This is a genomic window from Variovorax sp. Varisp46 (assembly GCF_059491885.1).
On sequence record NZ_CP168515.1, the window covers coordinates 1,655,830 to 1,682,611 of the forward strand.

Sequence of the window (26,782 nt, forward strand, 5' to 3'; positions counted from 1 at the left end):
CCGAAAGTCGCGGCCACGAAAAAAGGCGCCCTTCGCCGGGCGCTTTTTTCTTTTGGGGCAGCGAATCGAACGCCGAGTCGTTCAGGCCTTCCCGCCGATGAAGAATTCATCGAAAAGCGCGAGCACGCCCGGGAAGTCCCGGGCGAAGTTCGGGCGGTTCACGAAGTAGGCCTCGCACGCCACCGCAAAGAACTCGCTGATCGAGGTGGCGCCATAGGCGTCGAGCCATGGCGGCTCGCCGCCGAAGCGCTCGGCCTTGATGGTTTGCTCGCGAAATTCCTCGTAGGCAGGCTGCAGCACAGCAAGCCACGCCGTGCGGGCTGCGCGCGCGCTGCGCTGGCCCGCAAAGCCGGGGGGCAGCGGCGGGCAGCCGTTGGCGTCGCCGCTGCGCATGTCGATCTTGTGGGCGAACTCGTGGATCACGACGTTGTAGCCGCGCTCGCTGGTGATGCTGCTTGCCAGCACATCGTCCCAGCTCAGCATGACGGGGCCGCGGTCCATGGCTTCGCCGGCGACGACTTCGCCGTACTCGTGCACCACCTGGGCCTCGTCGACAACCTTGCGGCGCGCCACCACCTCGGAGCGGTGCACGACGATGCCGACGAAGTCGTCGTACCAGTTCAGTCCGCCCTTGAGATGCAGCACCGGCAGCACGGCCTGGGCCGCGATGGCCAGCGCGACTTCATTGGTGATGGTGAAGCCCTTGGCGCCGTGGAATTCCTTGTCGCGCAGGAACTCGGCCGTCAGCGTGCGCAGGCGTTGCCGGTCGGCGGCGGGCAGGGCGCCGAGAAAGGCGTAGCGCCTGAGCGCGGACTGCCAGGCGGCTTCGGGAATCGGGGGCAGGGCGCGCAGGCGGCGCAGCCACTTGAACATTGGCGGCGGCGCGGCTAGCGCAGATCGACGCGCTGCGCGCCGGCGGCGGACAGGCACAGCAGCTGCGCGCGCGGCGGATGCGCTGCCACATCCCAGTCGCTCAGCACGACGCGGTGCAGGCCGTCGCCCAGGTCGTGATCGGCAGGGCGGTGCGTGTGGCCGTGAACCAGCGTGTGGGCGTTCGCCTGCTGCAGCCAGTTGCGCGCGGCGGCGGTGTCGACGTCGGCCCAGATGGCCGAGGGGTTGCGCTTGCGGTCTTCGCTCTGCACGCGCATGGAACGTGCGAGCGCGCGGCGCTCTTCCAGCGGCCTGGCCAGGAATGCGGCCTGCCACTCGGGCGTGCGAACCTGCGCGCGAAACTTGAGGTACTCGGTGTCCTCGAGGCAGAGGATGTCGCCGTGGCTCAGCAGCCATCGTTGGCCGTGCAGCACGAGCACCGTGGGATCGTCGAGCAGCGTGAAGCCGCATCGCGCAGCGAAAGCGGGGCCGACGAGGAAGTCGCGGTTGCCGTGCATGAAGAACACCGGCAGCCGTTGCGCGGCGCGGCACAGCAGCTCGGCGCACTGTGCCTCGAAACCAGCGGAGTCGAGCGAGTCGTCGCCGACCCATACTTCGAACAGGTCGCCGAGGATGATCAGCGCATCGGCCGGCGTGGTCTGCAGGTAACCCTGCCAGGCTTCGAAGGTGGCGGGCTCGCCGGCTTGCAGGTGCAGGTCGGAAATCAGGTCGACCGTGCGCCACGCAGGCGGCGCCACCAGTTCCTTGAACACCGTTGTTGCGGCCGCCGCCGGGCTCACAGTCACTCGGCGATGACGACGGCCTTCTCGATCACCACGTCTTCGAGCGGAACGTCGTCGTGGAAGCCCTTGCGGCCCGTCTTCACGGCCTTGATCTTGTCGACCACGTCGGTGCCGTTGATGACCTTGCCGAACACGGCATAGCCCCAGCCCTGGGCCGAAGGTGCGGTGTGGTTCAGGAAGCCGTTGTCGGCCACGTTGATGAAGAACTGCGCGGTGGCCGAGTGGGGCGCGCTGGTGCGGGCCATCGCCACGGTGTAGTTGGCGTTCTTCAGGCCGTTGTTGGCTTCGTTCTCGATCTCGGCGCCGGTGGGCTTTTGCTGCATGCCGGGCTCGAAGCCGCCGCCTTGCACCATGAAGCCGGGGATCACGCGGTGGAACACCGTGTTGTCGTAGTGGCCCTTCTTCACGTACGAGAGGAAGTTCTCGACCGACTTCGGCGCCTTGGCGGCGTCGAGTTCGAGCGTGATCACGCCGTAGTTCTTGATGTGCAGTTCGACTTGGGGATTGCTCATGAGGGGACTCCTGCTTGGGAAATGAATTACTTCGCCACCAGCGTGGCGGACTTGATGGTGACGGCTTCGAGCGGCACGTTCTGCATGCCGCCCTTGTTGCCGGTGGCCACCGCGCGGATCTTGTCGACCACGTCGGTGCCGGCGACGACCTTGCCGAACACGGTGTAGCCGTAGCCGTCGGGGTTGGGCGCGTTGAGCGAGTCGTTGTTCTTCACGTTGATGAAGAACTGCGAGGTCGCGGAATTCGGATTGCCGGTGCGGGCCATGGCGATCGTGTATTTGTCGTTCTTCAGGCCGTTGCTCGCTTCCAGCGGAATGGGGGCGCGCGTGGGCTTTTGCTGCAGGTCGGCCGTGAAGCCGCCGCCCTGGATCATGAACCCATCGATCACGCGGTGGAACACCGTGCCGTCGTAGTGCTTGTCCTTGACGTACTGCAGGAAATTCTCGACCGACTTGGGTGCCTTGGCCGCATCGAGCTCGACCACGATGTCGCCAGCCGAGGTGGCCAGCTTGACGTGCGGCGCCGCGGCAGTCTGTGCATGGGCCGTGGCTGCGAACGCGAGGGCGGTGGCCAGCGCGAGTGCGCTGCGGCGGCTGAAGCGGGAGAGGGACTGGATCGTCAAATGAGGCTCCGTGTGCGGATGAGGAAACGGGGCCGCACGGCAGGCACCGTTGCGGCGCCCATGCCGGCGGTGGCGATTACTTGCTGGTGCGGCCGACCGGTTTGCGAATGACCGCCGGCGGTGCGGGCAGGGGGGCGGCCTCGGCCTCGGCCTTCGGCGTGAAGATCTGGCGTATCAGCACGAGCTTGGGCGCAACGCTCGCATTGGTGCTGGCGAACTGTTGCGCACGCACGTATTCCTGGGCAGCGAGACGGGCATACACGTCGCCGAGGTTCTCGTGCGCCGTGGCGTAGTTCGGGTTGAGCTTGATGGCCTGCTCCAGCGCGGCGCGCGCCTGGTCGAACTTGCTTTGCGACGCGTACAGCGCGGCCAGGTTGTTGTAGGGCTCGGACAACTCGGGGAAGTCCTGCGTGAGCTGCGTGAAGGCGGCGATGGCCTCGGCCTGCTTGTTCTGTTCGGTGAGGATCACGCCGCGCAGGAAGCGCATCTGCGGGTCGCGCGGCTTGCCGGCGATGTAGGTGTCGGCCTTGGCGAGCGCCTCGTTCGACTTGCCCTGGCGCAGCATCAGGTTCACGTCGTCGTATTCGTTGGCGTGCGCTGCGGAGCCCCACAGGCTGAACAGCAGCGCGAAGGCAATGGAGAGTCTGGAGAATGCGGCGTGCTTCATGAAGCCTCGGCGGAAATGGGGGAGATGCGGGCTCAGCGGGCTTGGGGAACACCCGCACGCCGCTCGGCAGCAGACGTTTATACTAGGTCGGATTGTAGCCGAGGGGCCATGTCCAACCCCTCGCGACACAGCCCCCGTCACCCCTGAAAAACACCGTCTTTCGCCCGTGCCGCACGTGCGCGAAACGACGCTTTCCGAGCCTCATGAGTCTGCGCATCTACAACACGCTGTCGCGTGAATTGGAGGAATTCTCCCCATTGCAACCGGGACAGGTGCGCATGTACGTTTGCGGCATGACGGTCTACGACTACTGCCATCTCGGCCACGCCCGCTCGATGATCGCCTTCGACGTGGTGCAGCGCTGGCTCAAGGTGAGCGGCTTCGATGTCACCTATGTGCGCAACATCACCGACATCGACGACAAGATCATCCGCCGCGCCGTTGAAAACGGCGAGAGCATCCGCGCGCTGACCGATCGCATGATCGACGCGCTGCACGAAGACGCCGACGCGCTGGGCATCGAACGCCCCACCCACGAACCCCGCGCCACCGACTACATCCCGCAGATGCTGTCGATGATCGGCACGCTCGAGAGGAAGGGCCTGGCCTACCGTGCCGAGAACGGCGACGTGAACTATGCGGTGCGCAAGTTCCCGGGCTACGGCAAGCTCAGCGGCAAGTCGATCGACGAGCTGCATGCGGGCGAGCGCGTGGCCGTGCTCGACGGCAAGGACGATCCGCTCGACCCGGTGCTCTGGAAGAGCGCCAAGGCCACCGAGCCCGACGAGGTGAAGTGGGCCAGCGAATTCGGCGCCGGCCGTCCGGGCTGGCACATCGAGTGCTCGGCCATGGCCTGCGAACTGCTCGGCGAGACGCTCGACATCCACGGTGGCGGCGAAGACCTGCAGTTTCCGCACCACGAGAACGAAATCGCGCAGAGCGAGGGGGCCAACGGCAAGCCGCTGGCCAACTTCTGGATGCACAACGGTTTCATCGTGACCGACAACGAGAAGATGTCCAAGAGCCTTGGCAACTTCTTCCTGATCCGCGATGTGCTCAAGAAGTACGACGCGGAGACCATCCGCTTCTTCGTGCTGCGCGCGCACTACCGGCGCCCGCTCAACTACAGCGACGTCCACCTCGACGATGCGCGCGCCTCGCTCAAGCGGCTGTACACGGCGCTCGATCTCGTGGCGCCGGCCGACGTGAAGATCGACTGGACCGACCCGTACGCCGCGCGTTTCAAGGCCGCGATGGACGAAGACTTCGCAACGCCCGAAGCCGTGGCGGTGCTGTTCGACCTGGCGGGCGAAGTGAACCGCACGCAATCGGCCGCCCAGGCCGGATTGCTGAAGGCATTGGGTGGCTGCGTGCAGATCCTGCAGGACGACCCGAAGGCCTTCCTGCGCGCGGGCGCCACGCTCGACGAGGCCACCATCCAGGGCAGGATCGAAGCGCGCGCCGCAGCCAAGGCCGCGAAGAATTTCGCCGAGGCCGATCGCATCCGCCAGGAACTCCTCGAGCAGGGCATCGTGCTCAAGGATTCGCCCACAGGCACGACCTGGGCGGCTGCGCAGTGAACGGAACGACGAACCCCATGCCCGCCACCAGGAAGACCAGCGTCCAGATCTATACGCCGGACTATTGGGAGGAGGCATGCAAGCACCTTTCCCGGAAAGACCGCGTCATGAAGCGGCTCATTCCGAAGTTCGGCGATGCCTGCCTCGAGTCGCGCGGCGACGCGTTCACCACCCTCGCGCGCAGCGTGGTGGGCCAGCAGATCTCGGTGAAGGCCGCGCAGTCGGTCTGGGACAAGTTCGCCGCGCTGCCGCGCAAGCTCACGCCGGCCAACGTGCTCAAGCTCAAGGTCGACGACATGCGCGGGGCAGGGCTGTCGGCGCGCAAGATCGAGTACCTCGTCGACCTGGCCCTGCATTTCGATTCGGGCATGGTCCACGTCGACGCGTGGAAGGACATGTCGGACGAGCTCATCATCGAGGAGCTGGTGGCCATCCGCGGCATCGGCCGCTGGACGGCCGAGATGTTCCTCATCTTTCACCTGATGCGCCCGAACGTGCTGCCCGTGGACGACCTGGGGCTGCTCAACGGCATCAGCGTCAATTATTTTTCCGGCGATCCCGTGAGCCGCAGCGATGCCCGCGACGTCGCCGTGGCCTGGGCGCCATATTGCAGCGTGGCGACTTGGTATATTTGGCGATCGCTGGACCCGGTTCCAGTCGCGTATTGAACAACAGGAGAAGACGTTGGCGAAACGAACCTTCCTCGACTTCGAGCAGCCCATTGCTGAACTCGAAACCAAGATCGAAGAATTGCGCTATGTGCAGACCGAATCCGCGGTCGACATCTCTGAAGAAATCGATCAGCTCGGCAAGAAAAGCCAGCAGCTCACCAAGGACATCTACAGCGACCTGACGCCCTGGCAGATCACCAAGATCGCCCGGCATCCGGAGCGCCCGTACACGCTCGACTACGTCAACGAGATCTTCACCGACTTCGTCGAACTGCACGGCGACCGGCACTTCTCCGACGACCTGTCGATCGTGGGCGGCCTTGCGCGCTTCAACGGCGTGCCCTGCATGGTGCTTGGCCACCAGAAGGGCCGCGACACGAGGGAACGCACCGCGCGTAACTTCGGCATGAGCAAGCCAGAGGGCTACCGCAAGGCCTTGCGCCTGATGAAGATGGCCGAGAAGTTCAAGCTGCCGGTGTTCACCTTCGTGGACACGCCCGGCGCGTACCCCGGCATCGACGCCGAGGAACGCGGCCAGTCGGAAGCCATCGGCCGCAACATCTTCGAGATGGCGCAGCTCGAGGTGCCGATCATCGTCACCATCATCGGCGAAGGCGGCTCCGGCGGCGCGCTGGCCATTTCGGTCGGCGACCAGTTGGTGATGCTGCAGTATTCGATCTATTCGGTGATCAGCCCCGAAGGCTGCGCTTCCATCCTGTGGAAGACCAGCGACAAGGCGCAGGAAGCGGCCGATGCGCTGGGCATCACTGCGCACCGCCTCAAGGCGCTGGGCCTGGTCGACAAGATCGTGAACGAGCCCGTCGGCGGCGCGCATCGCGACCATCGGCAGATGGCGGCTTTCCTGAAGCGCGCGCTCAACGACGCGTTCCGCCAGGTCGGCGACCTGAAGACCAAGGAACTGCTGGATCGCCGCTACGAGCGCCTGCAGAGCTACGGCCGCTTCAACGACACCAAGGCCGACAGCGTCAGATAACGCGCGGGCGCTGTCATGAACTCCGCTTTCGAACGCGCCATCGCCGCGTTCGAGCCGGCGCATTGGCCGCTGGCGGTGGGCTTCAGCGGCGGCGCGGATTCAACCGCCTTGCTGGCTGCCTGCGCATCGCGCTGGCCGGGGCAGGTGGTCGCCTTTCATGTGCATCACGGGCTGCAGGCTGCGGCCGACGATTTCGAGCGGCATTGCCGGGCGGTGTGCGAACGCCTGGGCGTGCCGCTGGTCGTCCATCGCGTCGATGCGCGGCATGCGCCCGGCGACAGTCCGGAAGATGCCGCCCGCCGCGCCCGCTACGCGGCGTTCGCCGAGATGGCACGCGCGGATGGGGCGAGGGCGGCTGTCAAATGTGTGGCGCTGGGGCATCACGCCGACGACCAGGTCGAAACCCTGCTGCTGGCGTTGTCACGCGGCGCGGGGCTCCCGGGGCTCGCTGCCATGCCAGCGCAGGCGCGACGCAACGGGCTCGACATCCATCGGCCGCTGCTTGCCGTTGCCGGCGCCGACATCCGCGAATGGCTGGCCGGTAGAGGCCTGCCGTGGATCGAAGATCCGACCAACGGCGACGCACGCTACACCCGCAACCGGATTCGCTCCGTGCTGCTGCCGGCGCTGGAGCAGGCCTTTCCGCAGTTCCGTACGACGTTTGCGCGCAGCATTGGCCATGCCGCACAGGCGCAGCAGCTGCTGGCCGAACTGGCGGCGCAAGACCTGGAAACCGTGGGCAGCCCGCCGCGCATTGCGACGCTGCAGACGCTGTCGCGCGCCCGCCAGGCCAACGTGCTGCGCCACTGGCTGATGCAGTCGCACGGCTGCGCGCCCAGCGCCGCGCAGCTCGACCAGCTGCTCGACCAGGTCCGCGCCTGCGCCACGCGCGGCCACCGCATCCACCTCAAGGTGGCCGCCGGTTTCGTCGAGCGGCAGGGCGATTGCCTGCATTGGTACAATGTTTCGCCCTCGCCGAAGACTTTGCTCTGACAGCTTGCAGGGCGCCGCCTTTCAAGCGGCCCTTTCCCTTTCTCTGATTTCACCCATGGCATTGATCGTTCACAAATACGGCGGTACGTCGATGGGCTCGACCGAGCGCATCAAGAATGTCGCCAAGCGCGTCGCCAAGTGGGCGCGCGCAGGCCACCAGATGATCGTGGTTCCGAGTGCCATGAGCGGCGAGACCAACCGCCTGCTCGGCCTGGCCAAGGAACTGGCGCCCAGTAAACCCGGCGTGGCCCACAGCCGCGAGCTCGACATGCTGGCCTCGACCGGCGAGCAGGCGTCGTCGGCGCTGCTGGCCATCGCGCTGCAGGCCGAAGGCGTCGAGTCCGTGAGCTACGCGGGCTGGCAGGTGTCGGTGCGCACCGACAACTCGTACACCAAGGCCCGCATCGAGAGCATCGACGACGAGCGCGTCATGGCCGACCTGAACGCCGGCAAGGTGGTGGTCATCACCGGCTTCCAGGGCGTAGACGACGACGGCAACATCACCACGCTGGGCCGTGGCGGCAGCGACACCTCGGCCGTGGCCATCGCCGCGGCCATGAAGGCGCACGAATGCCTGATCTATACCGACGTGGACGGTGTCTACACGACCGATCCGCGCGTCGAGCCCGATGCGCGCCGCCTGACGACCGTGAGCTTCGAAGAGATGCTCGAGATGGCGAGCCTGGGCTCCAAGGTGCTGCAGATCCGCTCGGTGGAATTCGCCGGCAAGTACAAGGTGCCGCTGCGTGTGCTCTCGAGCTTCACGCCGTGGGACATCGACATCAATGAAGAGGCCAAGTCCGGCACGCTGATCACTTTCGAGGAAGACGAAAACATGGAACAAGCCGTCGTATCCGGCATCGCATTCAACCGCGACGAAGCCAAGATCTCGGTGCTCGGCGTGCCCGACAAGCCCGGCATCGCATATCACATCCTCGGTGCCGTGGCGGACGCCAACATCGAAGTCGACGTGATCATCCAGAACCTCAGCAAGGACGGCAAGACCGATTTCAGCTTCACCGTGCATCGCAACGAATACGCGAAGACGGTCGACCTGCTGCAGTCGAAGGTCATGCCCTCGCTGGGCGCGACCGAGATCGTGGGCGACACCAAGATCTGCAAGGTCAGCATCGTGGGCATCGGCATGCGCAGCCACGTAGGCGTGGCGAGCAAGATGTTCCGCGTGCTGAGCGAGGAGGGCATCAACATCCAGATGATCTCGACCAGCGAAATCAAGACTTCGGTTGTGATCGACGAAAAATATATGGAATTGGCAGTGCGCGCACTGCACAAAGCCTTCGATCTGGATCAGCCGAGCGCCTAAAGATGGCATAATCTCGGCTTCTTTCAGGAACTGTGACCGAGTGGCCGAAGGTGCTCCCCTGCTAAGGGAGTATGGGGTGTAGAGCCTCATCGAGGGTTCGAATCCCTCCGGTTCCGCCAAGTTGATGAAGCCCCGTTGATCGTGTGATCGGCGGGGCTTTTTTCATGCTCCGGGAAAGCGGCGGGCATCGCCCTGAAGCTCTCGGCGGCGCGTTGTTCATCTTCGTTTTCCGACGGAGCCAAGTCTCGCGGCTTTCCTCGGTCCTCAAGAACCTTGGCAGCTGTAGCTGTCGGCTGAGTTCGCGTCGCCGCTGCCCTTGTATTTCGGGAAGGTCGGGTACTGGCACAAGGGGCGCGCCAGCGTGGCGGCCTTGGTCGCCGGATCGAGCTTCTTCGCCACGATGCTCTGCGCGGAGGGCTTGGCACCACCTTCTCGCCATTTCACGACAGCGTCCACAAGATCGACGGTGTCAGGGCCGACCCCGCCAGAGCAATGCTGGACGCCCGGCTGGAGGAAGAACTCCATCGAGGCATCCCGCGTGGACGCGCCACCAACCGCGGTCGCGACATCGTTGAAGTACTTGATCGAGCCCTTGTAGCTGATCGCCCAGTCATTCGTTCCGTGAGCAAGGATCATCTTGCCGCCCTGTCCAAAGAAGGAGCGGAGGTCGGGCGTCGCATCGAGTGTTGTGGCCGCGAGGCGCAGTCCCGCAGAGTAGAGCTCCGGATCGAAGCCCAGCACGTTGAAGGCCGGGTCGCCCGTGACCCAGTACTTCACCAGGCCGCTGCCGAACATGAACTGGAGGCCGGTGCCGCCGATGGCGGAGCCGGTCACCCACAGGGGCCAGCCCAGGTTCTCGCCGCCGGGGCCCCAGCCGGGATAGACGCTCGTGCTGTCCGCACGCTTGAGTTCGGAATAGATCGTGTTGGCCGTCGCTATCTGCTGGTCGGTCAGGCAGGTTTCCGCATCTCCTGCCGTGCAGCGCAACACCGCCGGGTCGAAGGTGCAGGCGGCCTGGTTGCTCACGATGCCGTCCGCAATGCCGTCAAGCGCATCGCACTGCGCGGTGACGGTCTTGCCGATAAGCGAGGCCTTTGCATCGCTGAGCTGTCCACCCGGTGCCGCGAGAGCCTTTCCGTTCGCAACGAAGGCCTGGAACAGTTCGGTGAAAGAGTAGGCCGGCGCACGCACGACGATGCCGTCGAAGTCGTTCGGGAAGCGCGTGGCCTGGATCAGCGCCTCTCTGCCGCCATTGGAGCAGCCTTCGAAGTAGCTGAACGTGGCATCCGAGCCGTAGCGCTGGCGAACGATCTCCTTGGTGACCTCATTGACCGAGTGGATCGAGAGATAGCCGAAGTCCGCTTGTGCCGTGGAATTGTTCAGGAAGACCGAGGCGTCCAAGGCGTCTCCCTGGCGCCCTCCGTCCGAGGCCACGAGCACGTAGCCTGCGGTGGACCCGCTGGGCGAGATGGGCGTGATGTTGATGCTGCCGTCCCAGCCGCCACCGCCGGCATACAGGAGCTTGTTGTTCCACGCGGTGGGGAGGTGCACCTCGAAGTTGAGCGTGCCATGAAGAGTGCCCGTGACCTTGCAGTACTCCGCGGAGTCCGCCGCTGCGGCGACGAGCTTGGCGTCTTTCAGCGACGCACCGGCGAGCGAGGCGCCGGCGAAGGCCGTGCACTTCTCCTGCGCTGACGCGACTGGGGCTGGCGCGGGCGTTGGCGGCGGGGTCGATGTCGGCGCAGGCGTGGGGAACAACACCGGCAGGTTGCTCCCGCCGCCGCCGCCGCCGCAAGCCGCCAGCATGATGGGGATGCACGCAAGAGCGCAGCGCGCCATCGAGAGAGGGTTTTTCATGATTTGTCTCCTGTTCGTACTGCCACATAAACTCAGGCGGCCCGGACCATCGCCTGCGCAGCGCATGCTAGGCACTACGGTCGAGGAAGAAAGTCTTTCCAATGACAAAGCACGTGCAGACCATTGCCATGCTGCGAGCGGCTGCCTGGGCTCGCGGCTTGTCGCAAGAACAGCTTCAGCGCGTCGAGCAGGAAACGCAGGATCGTTTCTATTCGGCCGGCGAAATCGTCTGTCAGAAATCGAGCCCGGCCACGCACTGGATCGGGGTCGTCGAAGGCATGGTCAAGGTGGATGTTCTTTCGGCGGATGGCAGAAGCACCACTTTGACCGGGGTATCCGATGGAGGGTGGCTCGGAGAAGGATCCGTTCTGAAGGGAGAGTCGCGTCCCTACGGTGTCGCGACGCTGCGAGACAGCCGCATTGCATTGATGCCGAGCTCGACCTTCCACTACCTGGTCGCCAACAGCTTGACCTTCTGCCATTTCATGATCAACCAGCTCAACGCAAGGCTTGGCCAGTTCATCGCCCTCGCTGAAGGCTATCGGATGCACGACATCAACTCGCGAGTGGCACATTGCCTGGCCGAACTCTTCAACCCGCAGCTCAATCCCCAGACCAATCCTGTGCTGCACATATCGCAGGAAGAGATCGGCCGGCTGGCCGGTATCTCGCGCCAGATCGCCCACCGCGCGCTGCACGAACTCGAGGACGCGGGCCTGCTTCACATCCGCTACGGCAGCATCGACGTGCTGGATGTCGACGGCCTGCGGCTGTATGCGCGCGAACACGCGGAGTGAGGGCCTTGGGCTATTCGATGGCCGCCACCTCGGACTTGCTGCCGGGTTGCCAACCCCCGCCCAGTGCCTTGAAGGCTGTCACCGCGGCGCGTGCCGATTCGGTTTGCGCCTGGGCCCGTGCATCGGAGGCGCGCAGCAGGTTCTCGTCTGCCTGCAGCACTTCGATCAGGCTGACCACGCCTTTCTGGTAGGCCGCGAATGAAGCGCCTCGCGCGCGGCCGAGCGAATCCACGCCCTGCGCGAGCGTGCTGGCCTGCTCCTCGCGCTTGACCAGCGCCGAGAAGGCGTTTTCCACGTCCTCGGTGGCGCGCAGCACGGCCAGCCGGTACGCGGCGAGCATCTCCGCATCCTGTCCCTTGGCGAGGTCGATCTGCGCGTCGATGCGGCCAAAGTCGAAGAGGCGCCAGCGCAGGCCCAGCACCCCGGCGGCCTGGCTGGCACCGCCGGTGAACAGGTGACCGCCGGACACCGACGTCGCACTGCCGATCAGCCCGCTCAGCGAGAACTTGGGGTAGTACTCCGCGACGGCGACCCCGATCCGGGCGTTCGATGCGGCGAGGCGGCGCTCGGCCGCGATCAGGTCGGGCCGTCGCCTGAGCAACTCGCCCGGCGAGCCCGCGTCCCTGATCTGCGGGGCGACCGGTATGGCACCGGCCTCGGCCAGTTCCGCCCGATGCGTACCCGGCGGCGAGCCCAGCATCACATCCAGCGCGTTCATGGCCGCGTCCAGGCCCGCCTCCAGGACCGGGACGGAGGCTCCAACCTGGGCAAGTGCACCTTCGGCCTGCCGCACCTGAAGTTCAGCCGCCAGCCCTTTGCCATAGAGAAGGTTGGCCGTGGAGAGCAAGTCCTGTTGCGTGCGCACCTGCCGGCGCGCCACGTCGAGCCGGGTCTGCAGCCCCCGGATGCTGATGTAGATATCGGCGGTCTGTGCCGCCACCGCCAACCGGGTGGCGGCCGCGCCTGCTTCCGAAGCCCGGTAGTCCGCCTGCGCCGCCTCGCGTCCACGGCGCAGGCTGCCGAACACGTCCAGTTCCCAGCTCGCACCGAGATTGGCCTCGTAGGCGCTGCCGTAACGATCGAAACCGGGCCTCGAGTTCAACACCTGTCCCAGGGGCGTTTCAACCGACTGGTAGGCCCTGGCCGACTGGCCGCTGACATTTCCTGACGGCAGCAAGGCAGCATTCGCCGCCCCGAGTCCTGCGCGAGCCTGGGCCACGCGCGCGGACGCCTGCGCGAGGTCAAGGTTCTGCGCCAGCGCCAGCGCGACGAACCGGGCCAGTTGCGGGTCGCCGAAACCCATCCACCATGCGGTGAGATCGGCATTGGAGGTGGCAGGGCGTCGATCGACGGCGGCTTGGCCCATGTACCGTTCGGGCAAGGGCGCCTCAGGCCGGACATAGTCGGGGCCGACTGCGCATCCTGCAGCGAGGCTGGCAACGAAGAGCGTGGCAAGGGTGCGTTGGAGCATGGCTTCTTCCGGAAGATGGTCAAGAAAAGCGTGACGAATGAAGTGACTATAATTCAATATGGTCACTCGTTGTTGATTTTCAGGGGAGGCGCTAAGCTTCAGGCATGAGCAAAGCCACCCTTTCTTCCGTTTCTGCACGCGGCCCGGCCGACCACGACGTGCGGGACCAGATCGTTCTCGCGGCCACGGAGCACTTCAGCCGGTATGGCTACGAGAAGACCACTGTTTCCGACCTCGCCAAAGCCATTGGTTTCTCCAAGGCTTACATCTACAAGTTCTTCGAGTCCAAGCAGGCCATCGGCGAGATGATCTGTGCGAACTGCCTGCGCGAGATCGAAGCCGAGATCCGGGCGGCCGTCGAAGGCGCCGATCGCCCTCCCGAGAAGCTGCGCCGGATGTTCAAGTCGGTGGTCGAAGCCAGCCTTCGCCTGTTCTCCCAGGATCGCAAGCTCTACGAGATCGCGATTTCTGCGGCGACCGAGCGCTGGCAGTCGGCGATCACGCATGAAGAGCGCATTCGGCAGTTGCTCCACGACATCCTGCGTGAAGGCCGTGAAATGGGGGAGTTCGAGCGCAAGACGCCACTGGACGAGGCGGCGGGGGCCATCTATCTCGTCATGCACCCCTACATCAATCCGCTGCTTCTGCAGCACAGCTTCGACCACACGGCCGAAGCGCCGGCACAACTGTCGGGCCTGGTGCTGCGCAGCCTGTCGCCTTGAGAAAAAAGAGATGTGACCATTGACTGAATTAGTCACTGGTATCAGAATGGCGGTCCCGATCACTTCGTCACTGGGACTCTCATGCTCTGGCGCCGCCTTGCCACTTCTGCAGTCATCTGCGCATTGCCGTTGGCGTTGGTCGCTTGCGGCGAAACAACGCCCTCCGATCCACGCACGCAGGCGCCGCAGGTGCGCGTCACCTCCGTCCAGGGGGCCGGCGCTGCATCGCGCGCCTTCACCGGCACCGTAGCCGCCCGGGTCCAGAGCGACCTGGGTTTTCGCGTCTCCGGCAAGGTGCTGGAGCGGCTCGTGGACGCGGGGCAGGCCGTCAAACGCGGTCAGTTGCTGATGCGCATCGACCCCGCCGATCTGAATCTGGCGGCCCATGCGCAGCAGGAGGCAGTCGCCGCGGCGCGGGCGCGCTCGCGGCAGACGGCGGAGGACGAAGCCCGCTACCGCGACCTGCGCGGCACCGGCGCGATCTCGGCCTCGGCCTACGACCAGATCAAGGCGGCCGCGGACGCCGCCAAAGCCCAGCTCAGCGCGGCCGAGGCCCAGGCCGACGTGGCCCGCAACGCGAGCCGCTATACCGAGCTCATGGCAGACGGCGATGGCGTCGTCATGGAAACGCTGGCCGAACCCGGCCAGGTCGTGAGCGCTGGGCAGGCCGTGGTGCGCGTGGCCCGAGCCGGTCCGCGCGAAGCCGTGGTCCAGTTGCCCGAAACCCTGCGGCCGGCGGTCGGTTCCGCCGGGCAGGCCACGCTCTTCGGCAAGGAGGGCGTGACGGTGCCGACCACGCTGCGGCAACTCTCAGACGCCGCGGACCGGCTGACCCGCACCTTCGAGGCGCGTTATGTGCTCAAGGGCGAGCTCGCCAATGCACCGCTGGGGGCCACGGTCACCATCCGGATCCCGGACGGGCTTCCCGCCGCGCAAGGCGGCCTGCAGGTGCCGATCGGCGCCCTGTTCGACGCGGGCAAGGGGCCGGGCGTGTGGATCATCAGCGGTGAACCGGCGAAGGTCAGCTGGCGGCCCGTCGTGGTCGAGCACCTCGATGACGATGGTGCGCGCGTTGCCGGCTCGCTCAAGCAAGGCGACCGGATCGTTGCGCTCGGCGCGCACCTGCTGCGCGAAGGCGAGCAGGTGCGTGTGGCGGGCCAGGCCGCTGCGGCGGAGGGAGCCCGTCCGTGAGCGAAGGCCGCTTCAACCTGTCGGCGCTCGCAGTGCGCGAGCGCTCGGTCACCCTGTTCCTGATCTTCCTGATCTCGCTCGCGGGTCTTGTCTCATTCTTCAAGCTGGGCCGCGCGGAAGACCCTGCCTTCACCGTCAAGGTGATGACCATCATCACCGCCTGGCCCGGCGCCACCGCACAGGAAATGCAGGACCAGGTGGCCGAGAAGATCGAGAAGCGCCTGCAGGAGCTGCGCTGGTACGACCGCTCCGAGACCTACACCCGGCCCGGCCTGGCCTTCACGACCTTGACCCTGCTCGACAGCACGCCGCCTTCGCAGGTGCAGGAGCAGTTCTACCAGGCTCGCAAGAAGGTCGGCGACGAGGCGGGCAACCTTCCGTCCGGCGTGATCGGGCCGATGGTCAACGACGAATATGCGGACGTCACCTTCGCGCTGTACGCGCTCAAGGCCAAGGGCGAAGCGCAGCGCCTGCTGGTGCGCGACGCGGAGACGCTGCGCCAGCGCCTCCTGCATGTGCCGGGCGTGAAGAAGGTCAACATCGCCGGCGAGCAATCCGAACGCATCTTTGTCGAGTTCTCGCACGAGCGCCTGGCAACCTTGGGTATCGGTCCGCAGGACGTGTTCGGCGCGCTCAATGGCCAGAATGCCCTGACGCCGGCGGGCTCCGTCGAAACCAAGGGGCCCCAGGTGTTCATCCGCCTGGACGGGTCTTTCGACGAGCTGCAGAAGATCCGCGACACGCCGGTCGTGGCACAGGGCCGCACCCTGAAGCTGTCGGACATCGCCACCGTCAAGCGCGGCTATGAAGACCCGGCGACCTTCATGATCCGCAACGGCGGCGAGCCTGCCCTGCTGCTGGGCGTTGTCATGCGCGAAGGCTGGAACGGGCTCGACCTGGGCAAGGCGCTGGATCACGAGGTCGGTGCCATCAACGCCGAGCAGCCGCTGGGCATGAGCCTGAGCAAGGTCACGGACCAGGCCGTCAACATCAGCGCCTCGGTTGATGAGTTCATGGTCAAGTTCTTTGCCGCGCTGCTGGTGGTGATGCTGGTGAGCTTCCTGAGCATGGGCTGGCGCGCGGGCCTGGTGGTGGCCGCGGCCGTGCCGCTGACATTGGCGATCGTCTTCGTGGTGATGGCCGCTACCGCCAAGAACTTCGACCGCATCACGCTGGGGTCGCTGATCCTGGCGCTGGGCCTGCTGGTGGACGACGCGATCATCGCCATCGAGATGATGGTGGTGAAGATGGAGGAGGGCTACAGCCGCGTCGCCGCGTCCGCCTATGCCTGGAGCCATACCGCGGCGCCGATGCTCTCGGGCACGCTGGTCACGGCCGTCGGCTTCATGCCCAACGGCTTCGCGCCATCGACCGCGGGCGAATACACCAGCAACATGTTCTGGATCGTCGGCATCGCGCTGATCGCGTCCTGGGTCGTCGCCGTGGTTTTCACGCCCTACCTGGGTGTCAAGCTGCTGCCCGATTTCAAGAAGGTCGAGGGCGGCCATGCCGCCATCTACGACACGCCGCGCTACAACCGCCTGCGCGCGGTGCTCGGGCGCGTCATTGCGCGCAAGTGGCTGGTCGCCGGCGCGGTGGTGGGCCTCTTCGTCGCGGCCATCCTCGGCATGGGACTGGTCAAGAAGCAGTTCTTCCCCATCTCCGACCGGCCCGAGGTCCTGGTCGAGGTGCAAATGCCCTATGGCACGTCGATCACGCAGACCAGCGACGCCGCGGCGAGGGTGGAGGCATGGCTGGCCAGGCAGAAAGAAGCGCAAATCGTCACGGCCTACATCGGGCAGGGCGCGCCGCGCTTCTACTTCGCGATGGGTCCGGAGCTGCCCGATCCGTCCTTCGCCAAGATCGTGGTGCGCACGGGCAGCCAGGAAGAGCGCGACGCGCTGAAGCACCGGCTTCGCCAGGCGATCGCCGATGGCCTGGCCCCCGAGGCGCGCCTGCGTGTCACCCAGCTCGTGTTCGGGCCCTATTCGCCGTTCCCTGTCGCCTATCGGGTCTCGGGGCCGGACCCGGACAAGCTGCGCCAGATCGCGGCCGAAGTGCAGCAGGTCATGGATGCAAGTCCGACGATGCGCACGGTCAATACCGACTGGGGCACGCGCACGCCCACGCTGCACTTCACCTTGCACCAGGACCGGCTGCAGGCCGTGGGGCTGAGTTCCAGCGCGGTGGCGCAGCAGCTGCAGTTCTTCCTGAGCGGCGTGCCTGTCACCGCGGTGCGCGAGGACATTCGCACGGTGCAGGTCGTGGCCCGCTCGGCCGGCGCCACCCGGCTCGATCCGGCGAGGATCGCGGACTTCACGCTGTCCGGCGCCAACGGGCAACGCATTCCGCTGTCGCAAGTGGGCGAGGTCGACGTGCGCATGGAAGAGCCGGTCATGCGACGGCGCGACCGCATGCCCACGATCACCGTCCATGGCGACATCGCCGATGGCTTGCAGCCGCCGGACGTGTCGACGGCCATCACCCGGCAACTGCAGCCCATCATGGACAAGCTGCCGGCGGGCTACCGCATCGAGGAGGCCGGCTCCATCGAGGAGTCGGGCAAGGCGACCAAGGCCATGCTGCCGCTGTTCCCGATCATGCTGGCGGTCACGCTGCTCATCATCATCCTGCAGGTGCGCTCCCTCTCCGCGATGGTCATGGTCTTCCTGACCAGCCCGCTGGGTCTGATCGGCGTGGTTCCCACCCTGATTCTTTTCCGGGAGCCATTCGGCATCAATGCACTGGTCGGCCTCATTGCGCTGTCGGGCATCCTGATGCGCAACACGCTGATCCTGATCGGGCAGATCCACCACAACCAGGAGGAGGGACTGGACCCCTTCCGTTCGGTCGTCGAAGCCACCGTGCAGCGTGCACGGCCGGTGATCCTGACGGCGCTCGCCGCGATCCTGGCCTTCATCCCCCTGACCCACTCGGTGTTCTGGGGAGCGCTCGCCTACACGCTGATCGGCGGCACCTTGGCGGGAACGGTGTTGACGCTGGTGTTCCTGCCGGCCATGTATTCCATCTGGTTCAGGATCAGACCCGGCCACGGCAGCCGGCCTGCGCACTGATCCGCTCTTCATCCCATTCACCTGTATCGAGGAACAGCAATGTCGAATTCAACAGTGGTCGTGGTCACCGGCGTGTCGTCGGGCATCGGACGCGCCGCCGCACAGAAGTTTGCCGAGCGGGGTTGCCAGGTATTCGGCACTGTGCGCAACCTCGCGAAAGCGCCCGCATTGCCCGGCGTCGAGCTTGTCGAGATGGATGTGCGCGACGAAGCTTCTGTCCAGGGCGCGGTCCGATCCATCATCGACCGGGCCGCGCGCATCGACGTGCTCGTCAACAGCGCGGGAACGACGATGATCGGCGCGGTGGAGGAGACCGCGACGGCCGAGGCCGCAGCGCTGCTCGATACCAATGTGCTCGGCATCCTGCGCACGGCCCAGGCCGTGCTCCCGCACATGCGGGCACAGCATCGCGGAAGGATCGTCAACATCAGTTCGGTGCTCGGCTTTCTTCCAGCTCCGTACATGGGGCTCTACTCGGCGTCCAAGCATGCCGTGGAGGGGCTGTCCGAAACGCTGGACCATGAGGTTCGCCAGTTCGGCGTGCGCGTCACGCTGGTCGAGCCGTCTTACACCAAGACCAACCTGGATATCAATTCGCCGCATGCAAAGTCAAAGATCGCGGCCTATGGCCGCGAACGCGACCTCGTAGCGCGCTCCATCGCCAGCAGCGTCAACGGTGCACCCGAACCCGATGGCGTGGCAAACACGATCGTCGAAGCGGCGCTTGGCGCGTGGCGCATGCGCTGGACTCCACCGGGCCAGGCATCCGTGCTGAGCAAATTGCGCCGCTTCATGCCGGCTGGTCCTGTCGATGCGAGCTTGAGAAAGAAACTCGGACTCGCCTGAAGCATCGACGAGGCGGATCGGCCAACGGCCGATCCCACGCGAAGTCTTGCAAGAAAGGAGATGCTTTGGATAGCTTGGATCTTTTGCGAACCTTCAGCGAGGTTGCAGTTTCAGGCAGCTTCTCGCGCGCCGCCGAGCATCTGGAGATGTCGAGAGGAACCGTGAGCAAATACATCGCGACACTCGAGGGGCGTTTCGGTGTCCGGCTGCTGAACAGGAACAGCCACGCTGTCAGTCTTACAGATGCCGGCGTGTTGCTGCTCGAAAGAAGCAAGCCCATGTTGGAGCTGGCCGACATAACGCGCGCGGAACTCCAGGAACGAGCGCTGACGCCCAGCGGGCGCCTGCGTATCTCCGCACCGCATGGTATCGATCAGACGGAGCTTCCGGCGCTGGTCAATACTTTCCTGGGCCACTATCCGGAGGTCAGCGTAAGCCTTGTTCTGACCAATCGCCAGGTCGATCTGGCGGCGGAAGGGATCGACATAGCCTTGCGTTTCGGGCCGACTGCGAACGAGAACCTCATCGTCCGCAAGTTGCTTCTGATGGATTTGGCGGTGTGCGCGTCTCCGATGTACTGGAAAAACCGGGGAATTCCAATGCACCCCGGCGATCTTGCGAATCACGATGCGCTGGTAAGCATCCATCTGAACCCCCTATCGAAGTGGCGATTTCAAGTGGACGGAGAACCATTGGAGGTTGCGGTGCGCGGCCGACTGGACGCGACGGAAGCCGGGCCGTTGATTCAGGCCGCGTTGCGGGGCGCGGGCGTCCTGTACCTGCCGTCGGTGATGCTGAGGCCGTACATCGAGAGCGGTCGCCTCGTCCCGGCATTGACGGAGTTCGTTCGCAGCGACATGTGGCTCTCGGCGGTCTATCTGCAGCGGCGACACAGTACCGCGGTCCAGCGCGCCTTTCTGAGCTTTCTCGAGGACCGGATCAATCCTCTGCGGTCTCCGCACAGAACTTGAGCCAAGACGGGGGAGCGAAGTTTCCGCCTTGAAGACACGACGTTGCTGCATGCGCGTATCAAGATGGCGGGAAGGCGCCAGAAAATCGCATACGCGGCAACAAATTTCAGAGCAATGAAAGTTTGAGCCGAGCAAGGATCGACACTCAACTCTCAAGGACCGATATGAAGAAAATTCAAATTGTTCAAGGCGCCATTCTTGCGCTTATTTTCGCTTCAGCCGCCCAGGCGGAAACCTATGACGGCGTGCTTCAAAGTTCCAGCGTTCGCTCCCGGGCAGACGTCGACGCAGAGGCCGCAACCGTCGCGCAGAAGGAAGATCTTTACAGGGAATCGGCATCGAGCGGAGTCATCGCACCGCTCGGGTCTTCAAAGTCCCGGGATGTCGTCAATGCCGAAGCAGTCAAGGAAGCCCATTCCGCCAACCAGAATCTCACCGGCAAGGCCTACTACAGGGATGCCATTCCCTCCCAGTACCAGAGTCGGCCGCAGCTGGTGAACGCGGCGAAGTAGGAGTGCGGTCAGTGGATTCCGTTGTCCTGAAACGTCATGCCGCGTGTGGCTCCCGCTGCAGCGGCAGCCACAGCACGAACCGCGTTCCCGTCGGCTTCGATTCCCAACGGACCACGGCCTTGATCGCCTGCGCCCGCCGCCGCTGGTTCTGCAGGCCCCGTCCGGATGCGGACGGATTGGCCATCACCTTCTGGACGTCGAAGCCCTGACCGTTGTCCTCGATCGTCACCTGCACACCCGCGCCCTCCAGCGAGGTGCCAACGCGTATCTCCGTAGCGCGCGTGTGCCGCAGGATGTTCGAGATGCTTTCCTGCACGATGCGCAGGATGTGCAGCGCGCTCGAGGGATCGAGCCAGCCCAGGGCCGGCAACTCCTGCACTTCCCATCGCAGCGAAACACCGGTGCCTTCGAGCCGCGGCTCCAGCCGGTAGCGCAGCGTGGCCAGCAGCAGCAGCAGGTCGGCCTCGACCGGCTCCAGGGAGTCGAGCGCGAGCCTCAGGTCGTCCAGGCAGCTTTTGAGGATCTGCGAGACCTTGTCGTCGCTCATGCCGCCGCTCTCGACCGAGCGGATCGCGCTGATCAGTGAAGAGCCGAGCCCGTCGTGCATGTCCTGCATCAGGCGCTGGCGCTCATCGCTGATGGTCTGCAGGCGCTCGACCTCGCGCAGCCGCTGGTGGCTCAGCTCGAGTTCGGCCTCGCGCTTCTGCAGGCGCTGCGCAAGGCTCGCGTTGAGCTGCTCGACTTCGCCGATGGCATGCATGTAGCGGCGGTACATCAGCACGCCGAATACGCTGAAGGTGACGGCGTTGGTGTACGCCCCCATGTACCAGCCTTCGGGGCTGATGAAGTTGTTCTGCAGCAGCCAGTCGGTCAGGCCCAGCAGCACGCAGATGCCGATCCCTATCGCCACCAGCCGGCCTTCGTTGGAGCGGCGCCATGCGCTGACGCCGCCCACAAGGCAGACCGCCGCGCCCAGCAGTGCCGCGACCGCGTAGATCAGCGGCGTCACGCGGGGAGTGTTCTGCACGATGGACAGGCCGGGCATCGTGGCGATGCCGATGGCGGTGGTTGTCACGACCACGCCGCAGGTCAGCCCTTTGAGCTGCCGGCCGTGCAATTGGCGCAGGAAGAAGTGCACGATCATCACCAGCCAGAAAAGCGAGTTGACGGTCAGCCAGGCGAACCAGTCGTTCGCGATCGGCAGGCTTACGTAGAAATGCAGCCCCCGCATGAAAGAGGTGGCCGAGAGGTTGAAGAACAGCAGGTAGCCCGTTTCGTCGCGGCGCCTGAACCACACGAACAGTGCGAACACGCCCACGGCCATGAAGGCCGCACTGAGCAGTGCCGGCAGCTCCTGCTGCAGCCACTGGCGCATGCCGTAGCGGCCTCTCAGCGCGTCGATGGGGCCGATCCACAGCGACGACAGCGCCACCTGGGCGCCCCGGGTGTGCTCCAGGCGCAGGAGGATCTCGCTGGGCGGCTTGCTGCCGGCGCCGTCGTCCAGCTGGACCCACAGCGGAGTGCGGGTGCTGTTCCATAGCGGACCCGACTGCTGCGCCCGGTGGACCAGATGGCCATCGGCGTAGACCGCGATGGTGCCGTCGGTCTTGATCCGGATGCCATACAGCGCAAGCGGCCCGGGGTTGGGCGGCAGGCCGCGCACGGACAGCCTGATCCAGGTCGTTCGCGTCGTCCTTGTGGAAGTGGCCTCTGCCTGTCGCAGCAGCGCGATGGGGAGGGCGAGGGGCAGTTCGAGCTGCTTCCAGGTGTTCGGCAGGGCGCTGCTGTCCTGAAGAGGCGCTGGATTGCTGAAGCCAGGCGCGTCGTCGACCTGCCAGTCGGCCCGCGTGAGGTGCAACAGCGCATGGGACTGCTGCGAGCCGACCGTTCCGGCCAGCAAGACACCAATGACGCCCAGCAATGCCATCGAAACGACGAGCACCACGTTGGCGAAGAAGGGCGCGGGACGGTAGGTCAAGGGGAGTTCGGATGGGCAGCGTTCAGAACCGACGCGAACGAGATGTAACCTATTTTCTCATTTTGTAATCCAACTTCGAGACGTGCGCCGTCGTGCATTCACGACAAGGTGATTCAGGAGTAACTATATGTATGGTTAAATCCCCGCAACTATCGCGAAGAAGACGAGGGATTGCATGAAGCTGCTGCTGAGCATTGTGTTCGCCGCCGTGAGCCTGGCCGGTTGCGCCAGCGCACCGCCCACACCCACCGAACCCGGAACGGGCACAGGCACTTCCTATGTGCCCATGGTCGCCATGGAGGGCGTGGACAAGGCGCGCTACGACAACGACGTGGCGGCATGCCGCACGGCATCGACCCGCATCACGGCCCGCAGCGAAACCGGCGACGCCATGTGGGGTGCGCTGGGCGTCGGGCTGATCACGGTGTACGGGCAGGGCATCGTCGCCGCAGCCTCCTACACCGGCATCACCGCCGCCGTCATCGACTGGAACGGCCGCCCCGATGCAGAACTGATCGCCGAGCACCAGCAGGTCGCCATCGTGCATTGCATGGCCAAGCGCGGCTATCGCAACCTCGACCCCAACGTGCGCGAATCGTTCTACGGCAACACCTTCACCCCGGGCGTCATTGCGAAGCCCCGCCGTACCGGCGTCGACACCTATAACGTCGAGACGCTCGCCAAGGCCGGCCGCTGCAACCTGCAGCCGCGCGCGGAGCTCACGGCCAAGGGCCCCGGCTACGAGAACTACAACGTGCCCTGCGACAACGGCGGAACCTGGGCCGTGCGTTGCGAGTTCGGCCAGTGCCGCGTGCTGGCGCAGGCACCCACCCGCCGCTCCTGAGCCTCGACGGCCCCGCGCGGGGCCGGCAAGCTCACTTGACGATCATTCCCTTGAGCGCCGGGTCCGGCGGCGGCGGCTTGAGCTTCATCTGCCGCATCGTCTTCACCAGCAGCTGCGCGATCATCACGTTGCGATGCCGCTTGCTGTTGGCGGGCACCACGTACCAAGGCGCGTGATCGGTCGATGTGGCGCCCAGCGCGGTCTCGTAGGCCTGCTGGTAGGCGCTCCACTTGGTGCGCACCGCGAGGTCGTCCATGCTGAACTTCCATTGCTTGCCGAGCGTATCGATCCGGGCCTGCAGGCGCTCCCGTTGCTCGTCCTTGTCGATGTGCAGCATGCACTTGACGATCACCGTGCCGGTTTCGGTGAGCAGCCGCTCGAAGTCGTTGATCTGAGCGTAGCGGCGTTTCGCCTCGGCCTTGTCGATCCAGCCCTCGACCACGGGCACCAGCACGTCTTCGTAGTGGCTGCGGTTCCACACCATGATCTCGCCGATGCGCGGCACGGCGGCATGGCAGCGCCAGAGGTAGTCGTGTGCGCGTTCCTCGTCGTTCGGTGCCTTGAAGGCCGTCACGCGCACGCCCAGCGGCGAGGTGCGCGAGAACACCCAGCGCACGGTGCCGTCCTTGCCGCTGGTGTCCATGCCCTGCAGCACCAGCAGCAGCTTGCGCCGCCCCTCGGCGTGCAGCACGTCCTGCAACTCGTCGAGCTCGACGGCCAGTGCGTCGAGTTCCGCGCGCTGCAAGGCCTCGTCCCCATGGCAGAACGACGTGTCGTCGGGGTCGATGTGCGAGAGCCTGAACTTGCCGCCGGCGCGGTATTTCTTGAAGCTGGCCATGAAGCGGGACTCCGTGAAGAAAAAGAGCCGACAGCGTACGCGATCGATCAGCGCTCGTCGTCTTCGGGGGGCAGGGAGGCGCTCCAGCGGTCGTCCCATTCGGCATGCTGGCGCGCGGCGCCGTCGAGTTCGCGCCGGTCGCGCTTGGTGGGGCGGCCCTGTTCGATGGCCAGGGCCGTCTCGGTGCCCGCGCGGCGCTGCTCCCGGAAGGCGGCCTGCGCCGCGAGGCTCTCGGCGGTTTCCTCGTAGAGCTGCTGCGCCACCGGCGCCGGCCCGCGCTGGCCACTGAGGCCGCGCACCGTCACGGTCCGCGTCAGCGGGCCCATGCGCATGGCCACGGTGTCGCCGGGCTTGACTTCGCGCGAGGCCTTGGCGACGTCGCCGTTCACCTGCACGCGGTTCTTGCCGATTTCCTCCGCGGCCAGCGAGCGCGTCTTGAAGAAGCGGGCGGCCCAGAGCCATTTGTCGATGCGCAGACGGTCCATGGATGTCGAAGAGTGGGTGTCAGGAATTGTGCCCCGACAGCGGCAGATGCACGACCGCGTCCAGCCCGATCACCTGTTCGGCCCCGCTCTGCGCGTCCGGCTCGCTGCGGTTGTCGAGGCTGATGCGTCCGCCGAGCGCCAGCACGATCTCGCGGCAGATCGCCAGGCCCAGCCCCGAGCCGCTCGACGCGCTGCCGGCGGAGAAGGGCGCGAACAGGCGCTGCCGCAGCTCGGACGAGATGCCGGGGCCGCAATCGCGCACGGTGAGCACCGCGTCCTCGCCCTCGGCGCGCACCGAGACCGACAGTGCAGCGCCCACGGGGCTCTGCTTGATCGCGTTGTGCAGCAGGTTGCGCGTGAGTTCCTGCAGCATCCAGTGGTGGGCGCGCACCGGCACTGGCTCGTCGATGGCGAGCTCGAAGTCGAGCGCCTTGTCGGCCACCAGCGGCGACAGGTCGAGCGCGATCTGCCGGGCCACCTCGCCGAAGTCGAGCGTCACCGATTCCGGCTGCTGGCGCAGCTGCTCCACCTTGGCAAGCGACAGCATCTGGTTGGCAAGCGTGGTCGCACGCTCCACCGTGTGGCTGATCTCGCCGAACGCCTGCTCGGGAGCGACGTCGCCGCGCCGCGCCGACTGCACCTGGGCCTTCAGCACGGCCAGCGGCGTGCGCAACTGGTGGGCGCTGTCGCGCACGAAGCGCTTCTGGTGGTCGAGCAGCCGCTGCAGCCGGCCCATCACTTGCGTGGTGGCGTCGATCAGCGGGCGCAGCTCGCGCGGGGCATCGGGCGCGTCGATGGGCGAGAGGTCGTCGGCCGGGCGCTTCTCGATGGCTTCGCCCAGCTCGCGCACCGGCCGCGTGGCGCGCTGCACGACGAACACCGTGACCAGCGCGATCACGCCCATCAGCAGCAGCTGGCGCCACAGCATGTCGAGCAGCAGCTTGCGCACCAGGGTTTCGCGCAGCTCCAGCGTCTCGGCCACCTGCACCACGGCCATGCCGCGGCCGGTGGCGCTCGCCACCGGCTGCAGCAGCACGGCGACCCGCACCGGCTGGTTGCGGAATTGCGCGTCGTAGAAGTCGACCAGCGCCGCATACGCGCCGCGGTCCGGAATGCGGCCGCGCCAGAAGGGCAGTTCCGCAAAGCCCGAGATCAGCTTGCCGTCGAGCGCCGAGACTCGGTAGAACAGCCGGCTGCGGTTGTCGGCCTCGAAGGCCTCCAGTGCGGAGTAGGGCACGATGGCCCGCAGCCGCGCCATGTCTTCGTAGCCCTCCACGTCGAGCTGTTCGCCGATGGTCTTGGCGGACGCGAGCAATGTGCGGTCATAGGCCGTGGTGGCGGCCGCGAGGCTCTGGCGGTACAGGCTCACGCTGTTGATCACGATGAACACCGCAATCGGCGCGAGGATGCCGAGCAGCAGCCGCGCGCGAAGCGAGGAAACGCGGGTCATGTTTCCGGGCGCAGCAGGTAGCCCAGCCCGCGCATCGTCATCAGCACGGCGCCGGTGCCCACGAGCTTCTTGCGCAGGCGGTACACCACCACCTCGATGGCTTCGTACTGCACGTCGGCCTCGCCCGGGAACACCAGCTCGAACAGGCGCTCCTTGGTCACGGCGTGGCCGGGCTTCATCATCAGCGCCTTCAGCAGCGCCAGCTCGCGCGGCGTGAGTTCGAGCAGCTCGGCGCGGTTGTAGATGGCGCCGTTGTCGGGCTCGAAGCGCAGCCCGCCGATCTCCTGCGGGTTGAGTCCGGCGTCCTGCCCCGCGACGCCGTGGCTGCGCCGGCGCAGCGCGCGGATGCGGGCTTCCAGCTCGTCGAGGTCGAAGGGCTTGGGCAGGTAGTCGTCGGCGCCGGCGTTGAGGCCGACGATGCGGTCGCCGACCGTGCCGCGCGCGGTCAGCAGCAGCACCGGTGTGCGCAAGCCTTCGGCGCGGGCCTGGGCCAGCACCTGCAGGCCGTCGAGGTTGGGCAGGCTCAGGTCGAGGGCGACCACGTCGGGCTCGATGGCGCGCCACTGGGCGACGGCCTCGGCCCCGTCGCCGCAGACGCGCACATCGATCCAGCGGCGCCCGAGGGTGCGCTGCAGGGTGATTTGCATCGAGGGATCGTCTTCGACCAGCAGCAGCTTCATACGGTGGCGGCAGGGATGGGTACTTTGGT

The 26,782-nt window shown here is 65.9% G+C and carries 25 protein-coding genes and 1 tRNA gene; 14 read left to right on the top strand and 12 right to left on the bottom strand.

Annotated features, from left to right (window positions below):
* Positions 1 to 81: 81 nt before the first annotated feature.
* From ACEN9N_RS07785 to ACEN9N_RS07805, 5 genes are all read right to left on the bottom strand, one after another.
* Positions 82 to 873 carry a M90 family metallopeptidase gene (locus tag ACEN9N_RS07785; RefSeq protein WP_495655808.1) on the bottom strand — a complete coding sequence of 264 codons (792 nt, stop codon included), beginning with the start codon at positions 871 to 873 and terminating at the stop codon, positions 82 to 84.
* Between the two features lie 14 nt (positions 874 to 887).
* The gene (locus ACEN9N_RS07790; RefSeq protein ID WP_413315412.1) at positions 888 to 1,676 is read right to left on the bottom strand and encodes a UDP-2,3-diacylglucosamine diphosphatase; all 789 of its coding nucleotides are present in this window, start codon (positions 1,674 to 1,676) and stop codon (positions 888 to 890) included.
* Positions 1,673 to 2,185, bottom strand: coding sequence for a peptidylprolyl isomerase (locus tag ACEN9N_RS07795; RefSeq protein ID WP_007836899.1), 513 nt, complete (start codon positions 2,183 to 2,185; stop codon positions 1,673 to 1,675). The genes ACEN9N_RS07790 and ACEN9N_RS07795 overlap by 4 nt, the downstream gene beginning before the upstream one ends.
* Before the next feature lie 26 nt (positions 2,186 to 2,211).
* Positions 2,212 to 2,808, bottom strand: coding sequence for a peptidylprolyl isomerase (locus ACEN9N_RS07800; RefSeq protein WP_007836898.1), 597 nt, complete (start codon positions 2,806 to 2,808; stop codon positions 2,212 to 2,214).
* Between the two features lie 76 nt (positions 2,809 to 2,884).
* Positions 2,885 to 3,475 (bottom strand): tetratricopeptide repeat protein, encoded by a 591-nt coding sequence (locus ACEN9N_RS07805; RefSeq protein WP_007836897.1) that lies wholly within the window; start codon positions 3,473 to 3,475, stop codon positions 2,885 to 2,887.
* Positions 3,476 to 3,678: 203 nt separating this feature from the next.
* On the opposite strand from ACEN9N_RS07805, the gene cysS reads away from it, so the two are divergent.
* The 6 genes from cysS (at position 3,679) to ACEN9N_RS07835 (ending at position 9,156) form a co-directional block, all read left to right on the top strand.
* The gene (gene cysS, locus ACEN9N_RS07810; RefSeq protein WP_007836896.1) at positions 3,679 to 5,055 is read left to right on the top strand and encodes a cysteine--tRNA ligase; all 1,377 of its coding nucleotides are present in this window, start codon (positions 3,679 to 3,681) and stop codon (positions 5,053 to 5,055) included.
* Between the two features lie 17 nt (positions 5,056 to 5,072).
* Positions 5,073 to 5,723 carry a DNA-3-methyladenine glycosylase family protein gene (locus tag ACEN9N_RS07815; protein ID WP_007836894.1) on the top strand — a complete coding sequence of 217 codons (651 nt, stop codon included), beginning with the start codon at positions 5,073 to 5,075 and terminating at the stop codon, positions 5,721 to 5,723.
* Between the two features lie 16 nt (positions 5,724 to 5,739).
* The gene (locus ACEN9N_RS07820; protein WP_495655809.1) at positions 5,740 to 6,720 is read left to right on the top strand and encodes an acetyl-CoA carboxylase carboxyltransferase subunit alpha; all 981 of its coding nucleotides are present in this window, start codon (positions 5,740 to 5,742) and stop codon (positions 6,718 to 6,720) included.
* Positions 6,721 to 6,735: 15 nt separating this feature from the next.
* Positions 6,736 to 7,713, top strand: coding sequence for a tRNA lysidine(34) synthetase TilS (gene tilS / locus ACEN9N_RS07825; protein ID WP_495655810.1), 978 nt, complete (start codon positions 6,736 to 6,738; stop codon positions 7,711 to 7,713).
* A gap of 55 nt (positions 7,714 to 7,768) precedes the next feature.
* Entirely contained in the window at positions 7,769 to 9,037 is a 1,269-nt protein-coding gene (locus ACEN9N_RS07830; RefSeq protein WP_007836888.1) for an aspartate kinase, read from the top strand.
* Positions 9,038 to 9,063: 26 nt separating this feature from the next.
* Positions 9,064 to 9,156 (top strand) — tRNA-Ser (locus tag ACEN9N_RS07835).
* 145 nt (positions 9,157 to 9,301) lie between these two features.
* Here the strand turns inward: ACEN9N_RS07835 and ACEN9N_RS07840 are convergent.
* Positions 9,302 to 10,894, bottom strand: coding sequence for a tannase/feruloyl esterase family alpha/beta hydrolase (locus tag ACEN9N_RS07840; RefSeq protein ID WP_495655811.1), 1,593 nt, complete (start codon positions 10,892 to 10,894; stop codon positions 9,302 to 9,304).
* Between the two features lie 101 nt (positions 10,895 to 10,995).
* Here ACEN9N_RS07840 and ACEN9N_RS07845 point away from each other — a divergent pair, with 101 nt between their 5' ends.
* Positions 10,996 to 11,691, top strand: coding sequence for a Crp/Fnr family transcriptional regulator (locus ACEN9N_RS07845; RefSeq protein ID WP_007836872.1), 696 nt, complete (start codon positions 10,996 to 10,998; stop codon positions 11,689 to 11,691).
* 10 nt (positions 11,692 to 11,701) lie between these two features.
* Here ACEN9N_RS07845 and ACEN9N_RS07850 read toward each other — a convergent pair whose 3' ends face one another.
* Positions 11,702 to 13,162, bottom strand: a complete 1,461-nt coding sequence (locus ACEN9N_RS07850; RefSeq protein ID WP_495655812.1) for an efflux transporter outer membrane subunit — start codon at positions 13,160 to 13,162, stop codon at positions 11,702 to 11,704.
* A gap of 104 nt (positions 13,163 to 13,266) precedes the next feature.
* On the opposite strand from ACEN9N_RS07850, the gene ACEN9N_RS07855 reads away from it, so the two are divergent.
* From ACEN9N_RS07855 to ACEN9N_RS07880, 6 genes are all read left to right on the top strand, one after another.
* Positions 13,267 to 13,884, top strand: coding sequence for a TetR/AcrR family transcriptional regulator (locus ACEN9N_RS07855; RefSeq protein ID WP_413315429.1), 618 nt, complete (start codon positions 13,267 to 13,269; stop codon positions 13,882 to 13,884).
* 81 nt (positions 13,885 to 13,965) lie between these two features.
* Positions 13,966 to 15,075 (top strand): efflux RND transporter periplasmic adaptor subunit, encoded by a 1,110-nt coding sequence (locus ACEN9N_RS07860; RefSeq protein ID WP_413315430.1) that lies wholly within the window; start codon positions 13,966 to 13,968, stop codon positions 15,073 to 15,075.
* Positions 15,072 to 18,149: an efflux RND transporter permease subunit gene (locus tag ACEN9N_RS07865; RefSeq protein ID WP_413335202.1), complete on the top strand. Its 3,078-nt coding sequence runs from the start codon at positions 15,072 to 15,074 to the stop codon at positions 18,147 to 18,149. Before ACEN9N_RS07860 ends, ACEN9N_RS07865 begins: the two co-directional genes overlap by 4 nt.
* A gap of 39 nt (positions 18,150 to 18,188) precedes the next feature.
* A complete protein-coding gene (locus tag ACEN9N_RS07870) occupies positions 18,189 to 18,995 on the top strand; it encodes an oxidoreductase (protein ID WP_495655813.1) in 807 nt (268 codons plus the stop codon).
* Between the two features lie 65 nt (positions 18,996 to 19,060).
* The gene (locus tag ACEN9N_RS07875; protein WP_495655814.1) at positions 19,061 to 19,966 is read left to right on the top strand and encodes a LysR family transcriptional regulator; all 906 of its coding nucleotides are present in this window, start codon (positions 19,061 to 19,063) and stop codon (positions 19,964 to 19,966) included.
* 164 nt (positions 19,967 to 20,130) lie between these two features.
* Positions 20,131 to 20,478: a hypothetical protein gene (locus ACEN9N_RS07880; protein ID WP_007836859.1), complete on the top strand. Its 348-nt coding sequence runs from the start codon at positions 20,131 to 20,133 to the stop codon at positions 20,476 to 20,478.
* 34 nt (positions 20,479 to 20,512) lie between these two features.
* Here ACEN9N_RS07880 and ACEN9N_RS07885 read toward each other — a convergent pair whose 3' ends face one another.
* On the bottom strand, positions 20,513 to 22,456 hold the full coding sequence (locus ACEN9N_RS07885; RefSeq protein ID WP_495655815.1) for a sensor histidine kinase: 1,944 nt from the start codon (positions 22,454 to 22,456) through the stop codon (positions 20,513 to 20,515).
* Between the two features lie 175 nt (positions 22,457 to 22,631).
* On the opposite strand from ACEN9N_RS07885, the gene ACEN9N_RS07890 reads away from it, so the two are divergent.
* Positions 22,632 to 23,300: a hypothetical protein gene (locus ACEN9N_RS07890; RefSeq protein ID WP_007836854.1), complete on the top strand. Its 669-nt coding sequence runs from the start codon at positions 22,632 to 22,634 to the stop codon at positions 23,298 to 23,300.
* A gap of 31 nt (positions 23,301 to 23,331) precedes the next feature.
* Here ACEN9N_RS07890 and ACEN9N_RS07895 read toward each other — a convergent pair whose 3' ends face one another.
* The 4 genes from ACEN9N_RS07895 to ACEN9N_RS07910 are packed head-to-tail and all read right to left on the bottom strand — an operon-like array spanning position 23,332 to position 26,753.
* A complete protein-coding gene (locus ACEN9N_RS07895; RefSeq protein ID WP_007836853.1) occupies positions 23,332 to 24,138 on the bottom strand; it encodes a PPK2 family polyphosphate kinase in 807 nt (268 codons plus the stop codon).
* Between the two features lie 47 nt (positions 24,139 to 24,185).
* Positions 24,186 to 24,623, bottom strand: a complete 438-nt coding sequence (locus ACEN9N_RS07900; protein ID WP_495655816.1) for an RNA-binding S4 domain-containing protein — start codon at positions 24,621 to 24,623, stop codon at positions 24,186 to 24,188.
* A gap of 19 nt (positions 24,624 to 24,642) precedes the next feature.
* Positions 24,643 to 26,073: a sensor histidine kinase gene (locus tag ACEN9N_RS07905; protein WP_007836849.1), complete on the bottom strand. Its 1,431-nt coding sequence runs from the start codon at positions 26,071 to 26,073 to the stop codon at positions 24,643 to 24,645.
* A complete protein-coding gene (locus tag ACEN9N_RS07910) occupies positions 26,070 to 26,753 on the bottom strand; it encodes a response regulator (RefSeq protein ID WP_495655817.1) in 684 nt (227 codons plus the stop codon). The genes ACEN9N_RS07905 and ACEN9N_RS07910 overlap by 4 nt, the downstream gene beginning before the upstream one ends.
* Positions 26,754 to 26,782: the final 29 nt, after the last annotated feature.